Here is a 13,820-nt window from a genome sequence, read left to right on the forward strand (position 1 = left end):
CCGTCATGGCCACTCCCGTCGACACCACCTCCACCAGCGCGACGCCTGAAGCCTCGCGCAAGCGCAAGACCTGGCTGCTGGGCCTGTTGCTCGTGCTGGTTCTTGCCGGCGCCGCCACCTGGGCCTGGTACGCCCTGGTCGGGCGTTGGCACGAGAGCACCGACGACGCCTACGTCAACGGCAACGTGGTGGAAATCACTCCCCTGGTGACCGGCACCGTCACCAGCATCGGTGCCGACGATGGCGACCTGGTCCACGCCGGCCAGGTGCTGTTGCGCTTCGACCCGGCCGACAGCGAGGTCGCCCTGCAATCGGCCGAGGCCAGGCTGGCGCGCACCGTACGCCAGGTGCGTGGCCTGTACAGCAACGTCGATGCCCTCAAGGCCCAGGTACAGACCCGCCAGGCCGAACTGAAGAAGGCCCGGGAAAACTACCAGCGGCGCAAGGTGCTGGCCGACAGCGGGGCGATCGCCGCCGAGGAGCTTTCCCATTCCCGCGACGACCTGAGCGCCGCCCAGAGCGCCCTGGACAATGCCCGTCAGCAGCTCAGCACCAGCACTGCGCTGGTCGACGACACCGTGGTCTCCTCGCATCCCGAGGTCATGGCCGCCGCCGCCGACCTGCGCCAGGCCTACCTCGACCACGCTCGCACCACCCTGGTGGCGCCGGTGACCGGCTACGTGGCCAAGCGCACCGTGCAACTGGGTCAGCGCCTGCAGCCGGGTACCGCGACCATGGCGGTGATCCCCCTGGACCAGGTGTGGATCGACGCCAACTTCAAGGAAACCCAGCTGCGCGACATGCGCATCGGCCAGCCGGTGGAGGTCACCGCCGACCTCTACGGCAGCGCCGTGAAGTACAGCGGCACCATCGACAGCCTCGGCGCCGGTACCGGCAGCGCCTTCGCCCTGTTGCCAGCGCAGAACGCCACCGGCAACTGGATCAAGATCGTCCAGCGGGTGCCGGTACGTATTCACCTCGACCCCCAGCAACTCAAGGCGCACCCGCTGCGCATCGGCCTGTCCACCGTGGTCGAGGTCGACCTGCACGACCAGAGTGGCCCGGCCCTGGCACAGCAACCGCCGCAGCAGGCCAGCTACACCACTCAGGTGTATGACCGCCAACTGGTCGAGGCCGACCACCTGATCGCCCGGCTGATCCACGAGAACAGCGCGTCCGGCAAGACGGCCCAGCGATGAGCGACAACGCACCCGCCCAGTTCACGCCGCCGAGCCTGCTGCTGACCACCATCGGCCTGTCGCTGGCGACTTTCATGCAGGTGCTCGACACCACCATCGCCAACGTGGCCTTGCCGACCATCTCCGGCAACCTGGGGGTGAGCTACGAGCAGGGCACCTGGGTGATCACCTCGTTCGCCGTGAGCAACGCCATCGCCTTGCCGCTGACCGGTTGGCTGAGCCGGCGTTTCGGCGAGGTGAAGCTGTTCATCTGGGCCACGCTGCTGTTCGTGCTCGCCTCGTTCCTGTGCGGCATCGCCCAGTCGATGCCCGAGCTGGTGGCCTTCCGTGTGCTCCAGGGGGTGGTGGCAGGCCCGCTGTATCCGATGACCCAGACCTTGCTGATTGCGGTATACCCGCCGGCCAAGCGGGGGATGGCCCTGGCCCTGCTGGCCATGGTCACGGTGGTGGCGCCGATCGCAGGGCCGATCCTCGGCGGCTGGATCACCGACAGCTACAGCTGGCCATGGATCTTCTTCATCAACGTGCCTATCGGCCTGTTCGCCGCCGCCGTGGTGCGCCAGCAGATGCGCGCGCGGCCGGTGCTCACCAGCCGTCAGCCGATGGACTACATCGGCCTGCTGACCCTGGTCATCGGCGTCGGTGCGTTGCAGGTGGTGCTGGACAAAGGCAATGACCTGGACTGGTTCGAGTCGTCGTTCATCGTCGTTGGCAGCCTGATATCGGTGGTGTTCCTGGCGATCTTCGTGATCTGGGAGCTGACTGACCGCCATCCAGTGGTCAACCTGCGGCTGTTCGTGCACCGTAACTTTCGCATCGGCACGTTGGTGCTGGTAGGTGGCTATGCGGGGTTCTTCGGCATCAACCTGATCCTGCCGCAGTGGCTGCAGACGCAGATGGGCTACACCGCCACCTGGGCGGGCCTGGCGGTGGCGCCGATCGGCCTGTTGCCGGTGCTCATGTCGCCCTTCGTCGGCAAGTACGCCCACCGATTCGACCTGCGCCTGCTGGCGGGGCTGGCGTTCCTGGCGATCGGCACCAGTTGCTACATGCGGGCCGGCTTCACCAGCGAGGTGGACTTCCAGCACGTGGCACTGGTGCAGTTGTTCATGGGGATCGGTGTGGCGCTGTTCTTCATGCCGACCTTGAGCATCCTGTTATCGGACCTGCCGCCCCACCAGATCGCCGATGGCTCGGGCCTGGCCACGTTCCTGCGCACCCTTGGCGGCAGCTTCGCCGCCTCGCTGACCACCTGGATCTGGATTCGCCGGGCCGACCAGCACCATGCCTACCTGAGCGAGAACATCAGCCAGTACGACCCGGCCACCCGTCATGCGCTGGAGCAGTTGGGTGGGGCGAACCCGCAGAGCTACGCGCAGCTGGAGCAGATCCTCAACGGGCAGGCGTACATGATGTCGACGGTGGACTACTTCACCCTGATGACCTGGATATTCGCCGGCCTGATCCTGCTGGTATGGCTGGCGCGTCCGCCGTTCACGGCCAAGGCCGGGCCGGCTTCGGCGGGGCATTGAGCCGGTGAGCGCCCTTTAGGGGCGCTGCCCCGCCGGCATTCACAATCGGGCGCTTTTCCCCTATTGTCGAAGGTTCATTCCCAGGCAATTGGCAGGCTCATGGAGAAAGTCATCGTGATCACCGGTGCCAGCCGTGGCATCGGCGCCGCCACCGCGTTGCTGGCGGCCAGGCAAGGTTACCGTATCTGCATCAACTACCACGCCGACGACCAGGCCGCCGAACAGGTGCTCGGCCAGGTCCGCGCGCTGGGTGCCATGGCCATCGCCGTGCGTGCCGACGCCAGCGTCGAGGATGAGGTGATGCAACTGTTCCACCGTGTCGACCAGGAGCTCGGCCCGGTCACCGCGTTGGTCAACAACGCCGGCACCATCGGCCAGCAGAGCCGGGTCGAGGAAATGTCCGAGTTCCGCCTGCTCAAGGTGATGAAGTCCAACGTGGTCGGCCCGATGCTGTGCGCCAAGCATGCCCTGCTGCGCATGGCCCGGCGCCATGGCGGCCAGGGCGGCGGCATCGTCAACGTGTCGTCGGTGGCCGCGCGTCTCGGGGCGCCCAACGAATATGTCGACTACGCGGCCTCCAAGGGCGCACTGGACACCTTCACCATCGGCCTGGCCAAGGAAGTGGCGGGCGAGGGCGTGCGGGTCAACGGCGTGCGGCCGGGTTACATCCATACCGGTTTCCATGCCCTGAGCGGCGATCCCGAGCGGGTGGCCAAGCTCGAGCCGGGGCTGCCCATGGGGCGTGGCGGGCAACCCGAGGAAGTGGCAGAGGCGATCCTCTGGCTGCTGTCGGACAAGGCGTCCTATGCCACCGGCAGCTTCATCGAGCTGGGGGGCGGGCGCTAGTGTCCTGTCTCGGGAATACGCTGTTCGCTTTTGGCGGCGTCTTGGGCGCCCGGCCGGCGTTGCCACTGCTCGCCATAGCCCTGCTATGACTCGTCGCGGCGCCTTGGCCGAACACCCAAGCCACTCGCCAAAAGAGAACGTATTTCCGAGACAGGACACTAGGGCGTTTTGGGGGCGCTGTCAGCCGAACGTTCCCTGTGCCCCAGCGCAGCCCGAAGGGTCGTGTAATCCCTGCTGTCAAAACGATCGTGCGATCCGCCCCAGGGTTGCCATCGCCTGCTCCGCGCCATCGCTCCAGGGGCTGCCATAGTTCAGGCGGATGCAGTTGCCAAAGCGCCGGGTGGGCGAGAAGATCGGCCCCGGGGCGATACTGATACCCTGGGCCAGGGCCATGTGGAACAGCTTGAGCGCATCCATCCGTTCGGGCAGCTCCAGCCACAGGAAGTAGCCGCCTGTGGGCTGGCTGACCCGGGTCTGGGCCGGCAGGTGGCGGGCGATGGCGGCGAGCATGCTGGCCTGTTGCCCTTCCAGGGCGTACCGCAACTTGCGCAGGTGACGGTCATAGCCGCCATGCTGCAGGTAGTCGGCGATCGCCGCCTGGGCTGGCATCGATGCACACAGCGAGGTCATCAGCTTGAGCCGCTCGATCTTGCGGGCGAAGCGTCCGGCGGCCACCCAGCCGATGCGGTAGCCCGGTGCGAGGCTCTTGGCGAAGGAGCCGCAGTGCATCACCAGGCCTTCGCTGTCGAAGGCCTTGGCCGGCTTGGGCGCCTGCTGCGAGTAATAGAGTTCGGCGTAGACATCGTCCTCGATCAACGGCACCTGGTGGCGGCGCAGCAGCTCGACCAGTGCCTGTTTCTTCGCCTCCGGCATGCTGGCGCCCACCGGGTTCTGGAAGTTGGTCATGCACCACACGGCCTTGACCGGATGCTGCTCCAGGGCTTGCGCCAGGGCGTCCAGGTCCATGCCTTCGCGTGGTTGCACCGGGATCTCCACGGCCTTGAGCTTGAGCCGCTCCAGCACCTGCAGGCAGGCGTAGAAGGCCGGCGCCTCGATGGCCACCAGATCGCCAGGTTCGGTGACCGCCTGCAGACACAGGTTCAGGGCCTCCAGGGCGCCGTTGGTGATCAGCAGTTCCTCCATCGGCAACATCAATCCGCCAACCATGTAGCGCAGGGCGATCTGCCGGCGCAGTTGCGGGTTGCCCGGCGACAGGTCGCTGACCACCATGTGCGGGTCCATGGCCCGGCTGGCGCTGGCCAGGGAGCGTGCCAGGCGTTGCAGCGGGAACAGCCCCGGGCTGGGGAAGGCCGAGCCGAACGGCACGGTGTGCGGGTCCTTGATCGAGTCGAGGATGGAGAACACCAGGTCGCTGACGTCCACGTCGGTGGAGCCGCCGGCCGGCGCCAGGGCCTGGGGCTCGCTGAACTGGCGGGGCGCATGGGCATTGACGAAATAGCCCGAGCGCGGCCGGGCGCGGATCAGCCCACGGCGCTCGAGCAGGTAGTAGGCCTGGAACACCGTGGACGGGCTGACCCCGTGGGTTTGGCTGGCATAGCGTACCGATGGCACGCGCTGGCCCGGGCCGAGCACCCCGGAGCGGATCAGTTCGGCAATGTCGTCGGCGAATCGTTCGTAGCGTTTCATTGTGGCTGGGCCAGGCGGGGTGAAGGGCGTAGGAATGCCGCCCGGCCCAGGCAGTATGGGGTGTGCCCTGTTTTCAGTACAGACTCAGCTTGCGCGATGAAAACCGTATCAGATTGTCGCTAGATCACCGAGCCTGGCGTGCTGGCCTTCAGGTGCCGGCGGCTGTCCAGCGCGCCTGCGACGGTGAGGGCATCGGCCTCGGCTTCGGTGATCGGCACGCGCTGGCCGGCGAGCAGCGCCACGGACATGCGCAGTTGCTCGTCGGTGACGATCTCGATATCCGGGCCATCGCCCTCGATGCGCAGGTCTTCGCCGATCAGGGTGCAGCGGCGGGTGCTTTCGTCGATTTCAACGGGCATGGCGGGTTCCTCCTGGTGGCGGTCATTGGTTGTGACCGCGCAGGCATTGGGGTTGCTGCATCGTTCCGCTCGGCGGATCCGGTCGCACTCCCGGGTAGCGGTATGGTCAACGTCTTAAAGCCGTGCGGGCTCTTTCGCGGGCAAGCCCGCTCCCACATGGCCTTTGCAAACCGCATCATGTTGGCCGACTCGGAACCTGTGGGAGCGGGCCTGCCCACGAAGGGGCCCGCAACGGCGCTGGTGCGTTGCCCGATACGAGAGGGTTTCCATGGATATCTGGCCCACGGTATGGCAGGCCATTCAAGCCGAGTTCGCCGATATCGCCGACGAGCGCGAGGTCACGCAGATCCTCGTGCGCCTGCTGATGGCGGCGCTGCTGGGCGCGGTACTGGGCTTCGAGCGCGAGCACAAGGGCAAGTCCGCCGGCGTGCGCACCCATATGCTGGTGTCGCTGGGGGCTGCGTTGTTCGTGCTGGCGCCGAGCATGGCTGGGGCCGACGAACAGGCACTCAGCCGGGTGATCCAGGGGATCGTCGCCGGTATCGGTTTCCTCGGTGCCGGCACCATCCTCAAGGGCAACGGGCAGGACACCAGCCACGTGAAGGGGCTGACCACCGCCGCTGGGTTATGGATGACCGCTGCCATCGGTACCGCCGCCGGCATGGGCCGCGAGGCCACGGCGCTGATCAGTACGGTCATGGCACTGCTGGTGCTGGGCACCATGCCGCTGCTGGTGGACAAGCTGGAAGGGGAGAATGGGGAGAAGCAGGAGGAAGAGGAGGGCGGGAAGCACTGAGGGGAGCCGAAGCTCCCCTCAAAGCGTTGTTGCCTGCTCTTTTTATTATTGGAGACCGGCTTGTTGTTGTTTTTGTCAGCCCGTGCCTCGGTGTAGCGGGAGGCCCCCATCCGGGGCCAAGAGCAAACGTATTTTTTTGAGCGCTGACCTGCTTTCATCATTGCTGATCCGACCCTGACCGTCGCTACCTCGTGGTAGTTTTATTGTTCTGTGCCAGGTCGCGGGGGCATGCCCCCTGGAATGCATGTCTACTCCAAAAAAATCTGCTTGCTACGCCTCTGCCGTGTTGTTCTTGTTATGTCAGAGCCGTCATCTGTTGTTTTTATTGGGTGTCACGTTTTTGTTCTTGTTATGCCAGAAGATATAGCAGGTGCCGTGCCAACTTTTCTAATTCCTTTGAAATCAATAGCTTGCTGTGTTTGGCGAAAATCGCACCACCTGAAAATCTGTCGAATTGTTTCCCTGTTACCCGATTTTTCGCTGCCAGGTGTGTGGGCGGTAACACTCACCCACACCTATGTGACACCCGTATGACTCACTGCGCGCTGCGTGCCCGTGCCACCCGCGAGCCGTTGGCCCGGCCCAGCACGTCGCTGATGCGCTGGCCGGCGGCGATCAGCCGTTGCAGGTCGATGCCGGTGTCGATACCCAGCCCCTGCATCAGGTACACCACATCCTCGGTGGCCACGTTGCCGGTGGCACCCTTGGCATAGGGGCAGCCGCCCAGGCCCGCCACGGAGCTGTCGAACACCCGGATGCCTTCGAGCAGGCTGGCATAGACATTGGCCAGTGCCTGGCCATAGGTGTCGTGGAAATGCCCGGCCAGCCGCTCGCGCGGTACCTGCGCCGAGACCACCTCGAACAGGCGCCGGGCCTCGCCGGCGGTGCCGGTGCCGATGGTGTCGCCCAGCGACACCTCGTAGCAGCCCATGTCATGCAGGGCCCGGGCCACCGGGGCGACCTGCTTGGCGCTGACCTTGCCTTCATAAGGGCAGCCGAGTACGCAGGACACATAGCCGCGCACCTGGATGCCATGGCTACGTGCGGCCTCCATGATCGGTTCGAAGCGCTTGAGGCTGTCGCTGATCGAGCAGTTGATGTTGCGCTGGGAGAATGCCTCGGACGCAGCGGCGAACACCGCCACTTCCTTCACGCCCGCTGCCAGGGCGTCCTCGAAACCGCGCAGGTTGGGGGCCAAGGCCGCGTAGGTGACGCCGGGACGTTGCTGGATACCGGCGAACACCTCGGCGGAGCCGGCCATCTGCGGTACCCACTTGGGCGAGACGAAGCTGCCCACCTCGATATAGGAGAGCCCGGCCTCGCTGAGGTCGTCCACCAGGCGCACCTTGTCGGCGACGCTGATGGGCTGGGCTTCGTTCTGCAGGCCGTCGCGTGGGCCGACTTCGACCAGGCGGACGTTCTTGGGCAATGACATGGCGGGCTTCCTGTGGCGGGTCAACGGTTGGCGTTCTGCGTGTTCAAGGTGGCGGCCAGGGCCTGTTCGCAGCGCTCCTGGGCGGTGTCCAGCTCCAGGTGCATCTGCTGGATGTCGAGCATCTGCTGTTCCAGCTGGGCGCGGCGTTCGGCGATCTTCGCCAGCATGCTGTTGAGCTGCTTGAGGTTGCCGCTGCTGGGGTCGTACAGCTCGATCAGTTCGCGGCATTCGGCCAGGGAGAAGCCGATGCGCTTGCCGCGCAGGATGAGTTTCAGGGTGACCTTGTCACGTGCCGAGTAGATGCGCTCCAGGCCGCGGCGCTCCGGGCTCAGCAGACCCTGTTCCTCGTAGAAGCGGATCGCGCGGGTGGTGATGTCCAGTTCGCGGGACAGGTCGGAAATGCTGTAGGTCTGGCTGCTCATGCTCGGGCTCGAAAGAGGGTATGGCAGTAACCTAAATGCAGGTTGACGTATACGTCAAGCAGGCGCGTGCCGTGCCGACTGTCGATAACCCTTGGGCGTCTGCCCGCTCAGGCGCTTGAAGAAGCGCGCGAAGTAGGTCGGGTCGCTGAACCCCAGGCTGTCCGACAACTGGCCGATGCTCATGCGCGTATACACCAGGTTGCGCCGGGCCTCGAGCAACAGGCGCTGGTGCACGACCTGCAACGCGCTCTGCCCGGCCAGGTCCCGGCATAGCTGGTTGAGGCGCAGGCTGGAGACCCCCAGGCGGGCGGCGAAAGTGTCCACCGAGAGGTGCTCGCGGTAGTGCGCCTCGACCAGGCGCAAGTAGCGACCGAGCAGTTGCCGATCACGTTCGTCGCGGTTGCGCGGCAGTTGGCCGGACTGCTGGCGACGGCTGATCCAGACCATCAGCGCGGTCACCAGCGCCTGCAGCATCGCTGCCCGGGAGGGGGCGTTGCCCTGGTATTCCTGTTGCAGCGTGTCGATCAGGGCATGCAGCCGATGGCGGTCGCTGCCCAGCGGGTAGCAGGTGGCCGACGCCAGCACGGCCAGCGGTGCGCCCAGGCGTTGCTCCAGGTCCGCCACCAGCGCCGTGCCGAAGGTCAGGACATGCCCCTGGATATCGGCGCTGAAACGAAAACCATGCACGGTCAGCGGCGGCACCACCTGGATGGCCGCTTCGCAGATCTCGCTGCGCTTTCCCTCGATCTCCACCTGGGCCTGGCCGCGCTGCACGTACAGCAGCTGGAACAGCTCGGCGTGGCGATGGGGCTTGATCTCCCAGTGGTGCAGGCGGCTGCGTGCCGGGATCGACTCGCAGTGCAGCAGGTCGGTCCCCGGCCAGGCGTGGTTCTCGCCATAGAGCTGGAACAGCGGGACACCGGGGAGGCCCGACATCATGCGCGTACCTGTCCGTTAATCGAACACAATATGTAAAAGTGCAGGTAATCCATGGAATATCACACTTAATGGCCGGTTCTTGATCGTAAAAATGCAGGGGCAAACCCTAACAGCAGATGCCTGGTCACTGCCAGTCGCAGGCCGGCATCGACACGACGAGACAACAACAATGAAGACTCAGGTTGCAATCATCGGCGCCGGCCCGTCTGGCCTGCTGCTCGGCCAGCTGTTGCACAAGGCCGGTATCGACACGCTGATCCTCGAGCGCCAGACGCCCGACTACGTGCTCGGGCGCATCCGTGCCGGGGTACTGGAGCAGGGCACGGTCGAGCTGTTGCACGAGGCGGGGGTGGCCGCGCGCATGGCGCGTGAAGGGCTGGTCCACGAAGGGGTCGAGCTGCTGGTCGGCGGCCGTCGCCAGCGCTTGGATCTCAAGGCACTGACCGGCGGCAAGACGGTCATGGTCTATGGCCAGACCGAGGTCACCCGCGATTTGATGCAAGCTCGCCAGGAGAGCGGGGCGCCGATCATCTACTCGGCCAGCAACGTGCGACCCCATGGACTGGAAGGCGTGCATCCGTACCTGACGTTCGAGAAGGATGGCCAGGTGCATCGCGTCGACTGCGACTACATCGCCGGTTGCGACGGCTTTCACGGCGTGTCGCGCCAGAGCATCCCCGACGGTGTGCTCAAGCATTACGAACGGGTCTATCCGTTCGGCTGGTTGGGCCTGCTGGCCGATACGCCACCGGTCAACCACGAACTGATCTACGCCCACCACGAACGCGGTTTCGTACTGTGCAGCCAGCGCTCCCAGACCCGCAGCCGCTACTACCTGCAGGTACCGCTCGGCGAGCGGGTCGAGGACTGGAGCGACCAGCGTTTCTGGGACGAGCTCAAGACACGCCTGCCCGAGGACGTGGCGGCGCGACTGGTCACCGGCCCTGCGCTGGAAAAGAGCATCGCCCCGTTGCGCAGCCTGGTGGTCGAACCGATGCAGCATGGCCGGCTGTTCCTGGTCGGCGACGCCGCCCACATCGTCCCGCCCACCGGCGCCAAGGGCCTGAACCTCGCGGCCTCGGACGTGAACTACCTGTACCGGATCCTGGTCAAGGTCTATCGCCAGGGGCGTACCGACCTGCTGGCGCAGTACTCGCCGCTGGCCTTGCGGCGGGTGTGGAAGGGCGAGCGCTTCAGCTGGTTCATGACCCAGTTGCTGCATGATTTCGGCGAGCACAAGGATGACTGGGACCGGAAGATGCAAGAGGCCGACCGCGAGTATTTCCTGGGGTCGCCGGCTGGCTTGGCGAACATTGCCGAGAACTACGTGGGCTTGCCGTTCGAGGTGGTGGAGTAGGGCGGGGCTTGCCGGCGATGGGCGCGAAGCGGCCCTATCTCTCCAGCACTTGCACCATCTGCTGGTAACCCCGCTGCCGTGCATGCTCCAGCGCAGTGACACCATCCTTGTCGGCGATGGCCGGATCGGCCCCGGCGGCCAGCAGCCGGCGGACGATCTCCACATGGCGCGGGCCGCCATCGCCGAGGATCACCGCCTCCAGCAGGGCCGTCCAGCGCAGGCGGTTGAGGTGGTCCACGTCGACACCGGCGTCGATCAGCATCTGCACGGTCTGCACATGGCCGCGCTCGGCGGCGGGAATCAGCGCGGTACCGCCGTAGCGGTTGGTGCTCTCGAGGTCGGCGCCATGGTCCAGGGTCAGGCGCAAGATCTGGTCCAGGCCACGGGCGCCAGCATACAGGTAGGGGCTGTCGTGGATGTTGTCCTTGGCATTGACGTCGGCACCGGCCTCGATCAGCGCCTTGGCCGCCTGCACCTGGTTGGCCTGGGTCGCCACCAGCAACGCGGTGCGGCCCTGGGCATCGCGTGCCTCCAGGGGCGCGCCCTGGTCGAGCAATTGGGTGATGGCAGCTGTGTCGCCACGCTGGGCGGCCCCGTGCAGCCGGGTATCCAGGGCAGCGGCCCCGGCGTGGGCGACTAGGCTGGTGAACAGGGCAAGCAGAAGAACAGGCAGGCGCATGCGACGGGCTCCAAGGTGACGAGGCTTCATCCTAGGCAACCCGTGCAGCGGCTAGAAGTGAATTATCCGGATGACAGGCAGTGCGCTTTCGAATACCGGCCAGGCCGGTTGCCCGGCAGGGATGGCCGTGCTAGAAGTCAGGCTTGTCATTCAGAAGTTGAATGTGAACATGTCTATCAGCGTTAAATCGAATAGGGCCCTGTTCGACCTCGACCTGCTGCGCGCCATCGTCGTGGTGGCCGACTGCGGCAGCTTCACCACCGCAGCGGCGCGCTTGCACTCGACCCAGTCGACCATCAGCCAGAAAGTCCGCCGCCTGGAGGACATGGTTGGTCACCGCCTGCTGGTACGCGGCAACCGCGACGTGCTGCCCACCGACGCCGGCCAGACCCTGCTCGGTTACGCCCGGCACATGCTGGCGCTGAACGACCAGATGCTCGAGGCGCTGGCCGGGGCCATGGTCGGTGTGACCGTACGCCTGGGCGTACCCGAGGATTTCGTCGGCGGCCGTACCACCAATGCCCTGTCGGCGTTCAGCCGGCGCCATCCGCAGGTCAAGCTGGAAGTCACCAGCGGCCTGTGCCGCGACCTCAGCCAGGCCTACGACAACGGCGAGCTCGACCTGGTGCTGCTCAAGCAGCGGCGCAACAGCCGGGAGGGCGTAGCCTGCTGGCCGGAGCGCCTGCAATGGATCGACAGTGCGCGGATGCCGTCGTTCGAGCTCGACCCCATCCCCCTGGTGACCTTCCCCCCCCGTGGGCTGTACCGCGACGACATGATCACCGCCATCGAAGGCATGGGGCGGCGCTGGCGTATCAGTTTCACCAGTTCGAGCCTCAGCGGCATCCAGGCGGCTGTGGCCGATGGCATGGGCATCAGCCTGCTGCCGCCACGTGCCGCCACCGGTGAGCACCGGGTGCTGGGGGCCCAGCAAGGGCTGCCGGAGGTGGACAGCTACGAGATCGTCGTGGTGCACCGGCCGACGGCCGACGCGATGGTCAAGTCGCTGGCCGAGGTGCTCATGGAGCTGCTTGCGGCGCATGCGATCTGAGAACAGGTAGGAATTGGGGCCGCATAGCGGCCCCAAGACGGCTACAAAGGCTCAGGCCTGAACAGCGGCTTCTTCATCACCCCCTTGATCCAGACCACGGCGATCAACGACACCACCGCCAGCACCAGGCCCGCGGCGCCGAAGATCTGGGCGCTCATGTCCGGGCTGGGCGAGGCATTCCAGATCGCGTACAGCATGCCGCCGATGCCGAACAGCTGCGGCAGCGGGTAGAACGGCGTGCGGAACGGGCGCTCCAGGTGCGGGTAGCGATGGCGCAGGGCGATGACGTCGAGGTGAACGATGATGTAGGCCAGCAGCCAGGCCAGGGCAGCGGAAAGCAGCAGCAGGTTGATCGCGGCGGCATCCTGGCCCATCAGCAGGATCGGCAGGCCGGTGATCGCCGCGACGAACAGCACGGCCACCCAAGGTGTGCGCGCTCGCGGGCTGAGCTGCTTGAACTGAGGAAAGGCCTGGCCGTTGCACGCCATGCCGTAGAGCATCCGCGGGATGGCCGCCAGCGAGGTGTTGAGGGTGCTGCAGGTGGCGGTGACCGCGGCGATCACCAGGAACACCTCGCCGGTCTTGCCGAACACCGTGGTGGCGAACAGGTAATGGGGCAGGGCATCGCTGCCCAGAGCGTGCTGCGGTACCAGGAACAGCGCGCCCAGGCCGTACAGGGCGATGGTGGCGAAGATCACCGTGAGGCCGATGATCATCGAGCGTGGGATGTTGCGCTCGGGCTTGCGCGTCTCCTCCACCAGCGAGCAGACGAACTCGGCGCCGACGAAGCCCCATACCGCCAGGGCCGTCAGGGCCAGTACCCCTGCGCCCATGGGGTTCCAGTCGCCCTGCAGCAACGTGGTGGTGGTGCCGCTGGCATGGCCTTCGGCGATCGCCGCGATGCCCAGGATCAGCAGGACCACGACCATCACCACGGCCATGGCGTTCTGCAGCTTGGCGAAGACGTCGATGCCCATCAGGTTGAGCACGGTGAACAGGCCGAGCACCGCGAAGGCCACGCTGAACGGCGGGAACACGCCGGGGTAGACCTTGCCGACGATCAGGTCGAGCAACAGCAGCTCGGCCGAGAGGGCGAACATGGCCACCACCACATAGCCGGAAAAGGTCGCCAGGATCGCCGGAAAATGCCCCAGGGCCACTTCGGTGTAGCTCGACAGGCTGCCGGCGCGGGGCACCAGCAGGGCCAGTTCGGAGAACGAGCAGGCGTAGCTCAGCGCCAGCAGGTAGGCCAGCCCCAGCGGCACGATGAAACCCAGGCCGGCGGCGCCGACGCCTTGCAGCATCATCACCATCACCCCCTGGGACACCACCAGGCCGACCGCCACCGCGAGCAGCGACCCCAGCCCCAGGACCCGGCGGAAGCCGGCTTGATTCGCCTGCGCGGTGGCAGGCACGGACGCACTTGCACTCATGATGTTTCCCCGCTCGTTGTTGTTGTAGTCGCGGCAGATACTGGAGCAGGGGGCGGGATCGGAAAATTATTAAAAATGTGTTCGTTGCACAGGAAAAAACTGGGTAGGCAGGGGGCCATTGCGGG

The 13,820-nt window shown here is 65.9% G+C and carries 13 protein-coding genes; 6 read left to right on the forward strand and 7 right to left on the reverse strand.

Annotated features, from left to right (window positions below; translation table 11 throughout):
* Nucleotides 1–5 precede the first annotated feature (5 nt).
* The 3 genes from ABFA30_RS14725 (at nt 6) to ABFA30_RS14735 (ending at nt 3,577) form a co-directional block, all read left to right on the forward strand.
* Nucleotides 6–1,199, forward strand: coding sequence for an HlyD family efflux transporter periplasmic adaptor subunit (locus ABFA30_RS14725; protein ID WP_225789035.1), 1,194 nt, complete (start codon nt 6–8; stop codon nt 1,197–1,199).
* The gene (locus tag ABFA30_RS14730; protein WP_225789036.1) at nt 1,196–2,731 is read left to right on the forward strand and encodes a DHA2 family efflux MFS transporter permease subunit; all 1,536 of its coding nucleotides are present in this window, start codon (nt 1,196–1,198) and stop codon (nt 2,729–2,731) included. The genes ABFA30_RS14725 and ABFA30_RS14730 overlap by 4 nt, the downstream gene beginning before the upstream one ends.
* Nucleotides 2,732–2,830: 99 nt before the next feature.
* A complete protein-coding gene (locus tag ABFA30_RS14735; RefSeq protein WP_410045596.1) occupies nt 2,831–3,577 on the forward strand; it encodes an SDR family oxidoreductase in 747 nt (248 codons plus the stop codon).
* Between the two features lie 237 nt (nt 3,578–3,814).
* Here ABFA30_RS14735 and mapR read toward each other — a convergent pair whose 3' ends face one another.
* Both mapR and ABFA30_RS14745 read right to left on the reverse strand, forming a co-directional pair.
* Nucleotides 3,815–5,224 (reverse strand): GntR family transcriptional regulator MpaR, encoded by a 1,410-nt coding sequence (mapR, locus tag ABFA30_RS14740; protein ID WP_225789038.1) that lies wholly within the window; start codon nt 5,222–5,224, stop codon nt 3,815–3,817.
* 119 nt (nt 5,225–5,343) lie between these two features.
* Entirely contained in the window at nt 5,344–5,583 is a 240-nt protein-coding gene (locus ABFA30_RS14745) for a DUF3203 family protein (RefSeq protein ID WP_225789039.1), read from the reverse strand.
* A gap of 268 nt (nt 5,584–5,851) precedes the next feature.
* Between ABFA30_RS14745 and ABFA30_RS14750 the strand changes: the two genes are divergently transcribed.
* Nucleotides 5,852–6,379, forward strand: a complete 528-nt coding sequence (locus ABFA30_RS14750) for an MgtC/SapB family protein (RefSeq protein WP_225789040.1) — start codon at nt 5,852–5,854, stop codon at nt 6,377–6,379.
* 535 nt (nt 6,380–6,914) lie between these two features.
* Here ABFA30_RS14750 and ABFA30_RS14755 read toward each other — a convergent pair.
* Genes ABFA30_RS14755 through ABFA30_RS14765 form a run of 3 tightly spaced genes read right to left on the reverse strand, consistent with a single transcriptional unit; the run spans nt 6,915 to nt 9,175 of the window.
* Nucleotides 6,915–7,814, reverse strand: coding sequence for a hydroxymethylglutaryl-CoA lyase (locus ABFA30_RS14755; protein WP_410045597.1), 900 nt, complete (start codon nt 7,812–7,814; stop codon nt 6,915–6,917).
* Between the two features lie 20 nt (nt 7,815–7,834).
* Complete coding sequence (locus tag ABFA30_RS14760; protein ID WP_225789042.1) at nt 7,835–8,236, reverse strand: MerR family transcriptional regulator; 402 nt, start codon at nt 8,234–8,236, stop codon at nt 7,835–7,837.
* A gap of 54 nt (nt 8,237–8,290) precedes the next feature.
* Nucleotides 8,291–9,175 carry a helix-turn-helix domain-containing protein gene (locus ABFA30_RS14765; protein ID WP_410045598.1) on the reverse strand — a complete coding sequence of 295 codons (885 nt, stop codon included), beginning with the start codon at nt 9,173–9,175 and terminating at the stop codon, nt 8,291–8,293.
* Nucleotides 9,176–9,344: 169 nt separating this feature from the next.
* Between ABFA30_RS14765 and pobA the strand changes: the two genes are divergently transcribed.
* Nucleotides 9,345–10,532, forward strand: coding sequence for a 4-hydroxybenzoate 3-monooxygenase (pobA, locus tag ABFA30_RS14770; protein WP_225789044.1), 1,188 nt, complete (start codon nt 9,345–9,347; stop codon nt 10,530–10,532).
* A gap of 34 nt (nt 10,533–10,566) precedes the next feature.
* Here the strand turns inward: pobA and ABFA30_RS14775 are convergent, their stop codons facing one another.
* The gene (locus ABFA30_RS14775; RefSeq protein WP_410045599.1) at nt 10,567–11,211 is read right to left on the reverse strand and encodes an ankyrin repeat domain-containing protein; all 645 of its coding nucleotides are present in this window, start codon (nt 11,209–11,211) and stop codon (nt 10,567–10,569) included.
* 169 nt (nt 11,212–11,380) lie between these two features.
* On the opposite strand from ABFA30_RS14775, the gene ABFA30_RS14780 reads away from it, so the two are divergent.
* Complete coding sequence (locus ABFA30_RS14780) at nt 11,381–12,262, forward strand: LysR substrate-binding domain-containing protein (RefSeq protein ID WP_225789046.1); 882 nt, start codon at nt 11,381–11,383, stop codon at nt 12,260–12,262.
* Nucleotides 12,263–12,303: 41 nt separating this feature from the next.
* Here ABFA30_RS14780 and ABFA30_RS14785 read toward each other — a convergent pair whose 3' ends face one another.
* Nucleotides 12,304–13,677 carry an APC family permease gene (locus ABFA30_RS14785; protein WP_410046046.1) on the reverse strand — a complete coding sequence of 458 codons (1,374 nt, stop codon included), beginning with the start codon at nt 13,675–13,677 and terminating at the stop codon, nt 12,304–12,306.
* Nucleotides 13,678–13,820: the final 143 nt, after the last annotated feature.

The organism is Pseudomonas sp. HLMP, from assembly GCF_046365545.1.
Classification (GTDB): domain Bacteria; phylum Pseudomonadota; class Gammaproteobacteria; order Pseudomonadales; family Pseudomonadaceae; genus Aquipseudomonas; species Aquipseudomonas guariconensis_B.

Excerpts from the sequence above, each read along its gene's own strand:
- ABFA30_RS14725 (WP_225789035.1), top strand. The coding sequence starts at position 6 with ATGGCCACTCCCGTCGACACCACCTCCACCAGCGCGACGCCTGAAGCC.
- ABFA30_RS14730 (WP_225789036.1), top strand. The coding sequence starts at position 1,196 with ATGAGCGACAACGCACCCGCCCAGTTCACGCCGCCGAGCCTGCTGCTG.
- ABFA30_RS14735 (WP_410045596.1), top strand. The coding sequence starts at position 2,831 with ATGGAGAAAGTCATCGTGATCACCGGTGCCAGCCGTGGCATCGGCGCC.
- mapR (WP_225789038.1), bottom strand. The coding sequence starts at position 5,224 with ATGAAACGCTACGAACGATTCGCCGACGACATTGCCGAACTGATCCGC.
- ABFA30_RS14745 (WP_225789039.1), bottom strand. The coding sequence starts at position 5,583 with ATGCCCGTTGAAATCGACGAAAGCACCCGCCGCTGCACCCTGATCGGC.
- ABFA30_RS14750 (WP_225789040.1), top strand. The coding sequence starts at position 5,852 with ATGGATATCTGGCCCACGGTATGGCAGGCCATTCAAGCCGAGTTCGCC.
- ABFA30_RS14755 (WP_410045597.1), bottom strand. The coding sequence starts at position 7,814 with ATGTCATTGCCCAAGAACGTCCGCCTGGTCGAAGTCGGCCCACGCGAC.
- ABFA30_RS14760 (WP_225789042.1), bottom strand. The coding sequence starts at position 8,236 with ATGAGCAGCCAGACCTACAGCATTTCCGACCTGTCCCGCGAACTGGAC.
- ABFA30_RS14765 (WP_410045598.1), bottom strand. The coding sequence starts at position 9,175 with ATGATGTCGGGCCTCCCCGGTGTCCCGCTGTTCCAGCTCTATGGCGAG.
- pobA (WP_225789044.1), top strand. The coding sequence starts at position 9,345 with ATGAAGACTCAGGTTGCAATCATCGGCGCCGGCCCGTCTGGCCTGCTG.
- ABFA30_RS14775 (WP_410045599.1), bottom strand. The coding sequence starts at position 11,211 with ATGCGCCTGCCTGTTCTTCTGCTTGCCCTGTTCACCAGCCTAGTCGCC.
- ABFA30_RS14780 (WP_225789046.1), top strand. The coding sequence starts at position 11,381 with ATGTCTATCAGCGTTAAATCGAATAGGGCCCTGTTCGACCTCGACCTG.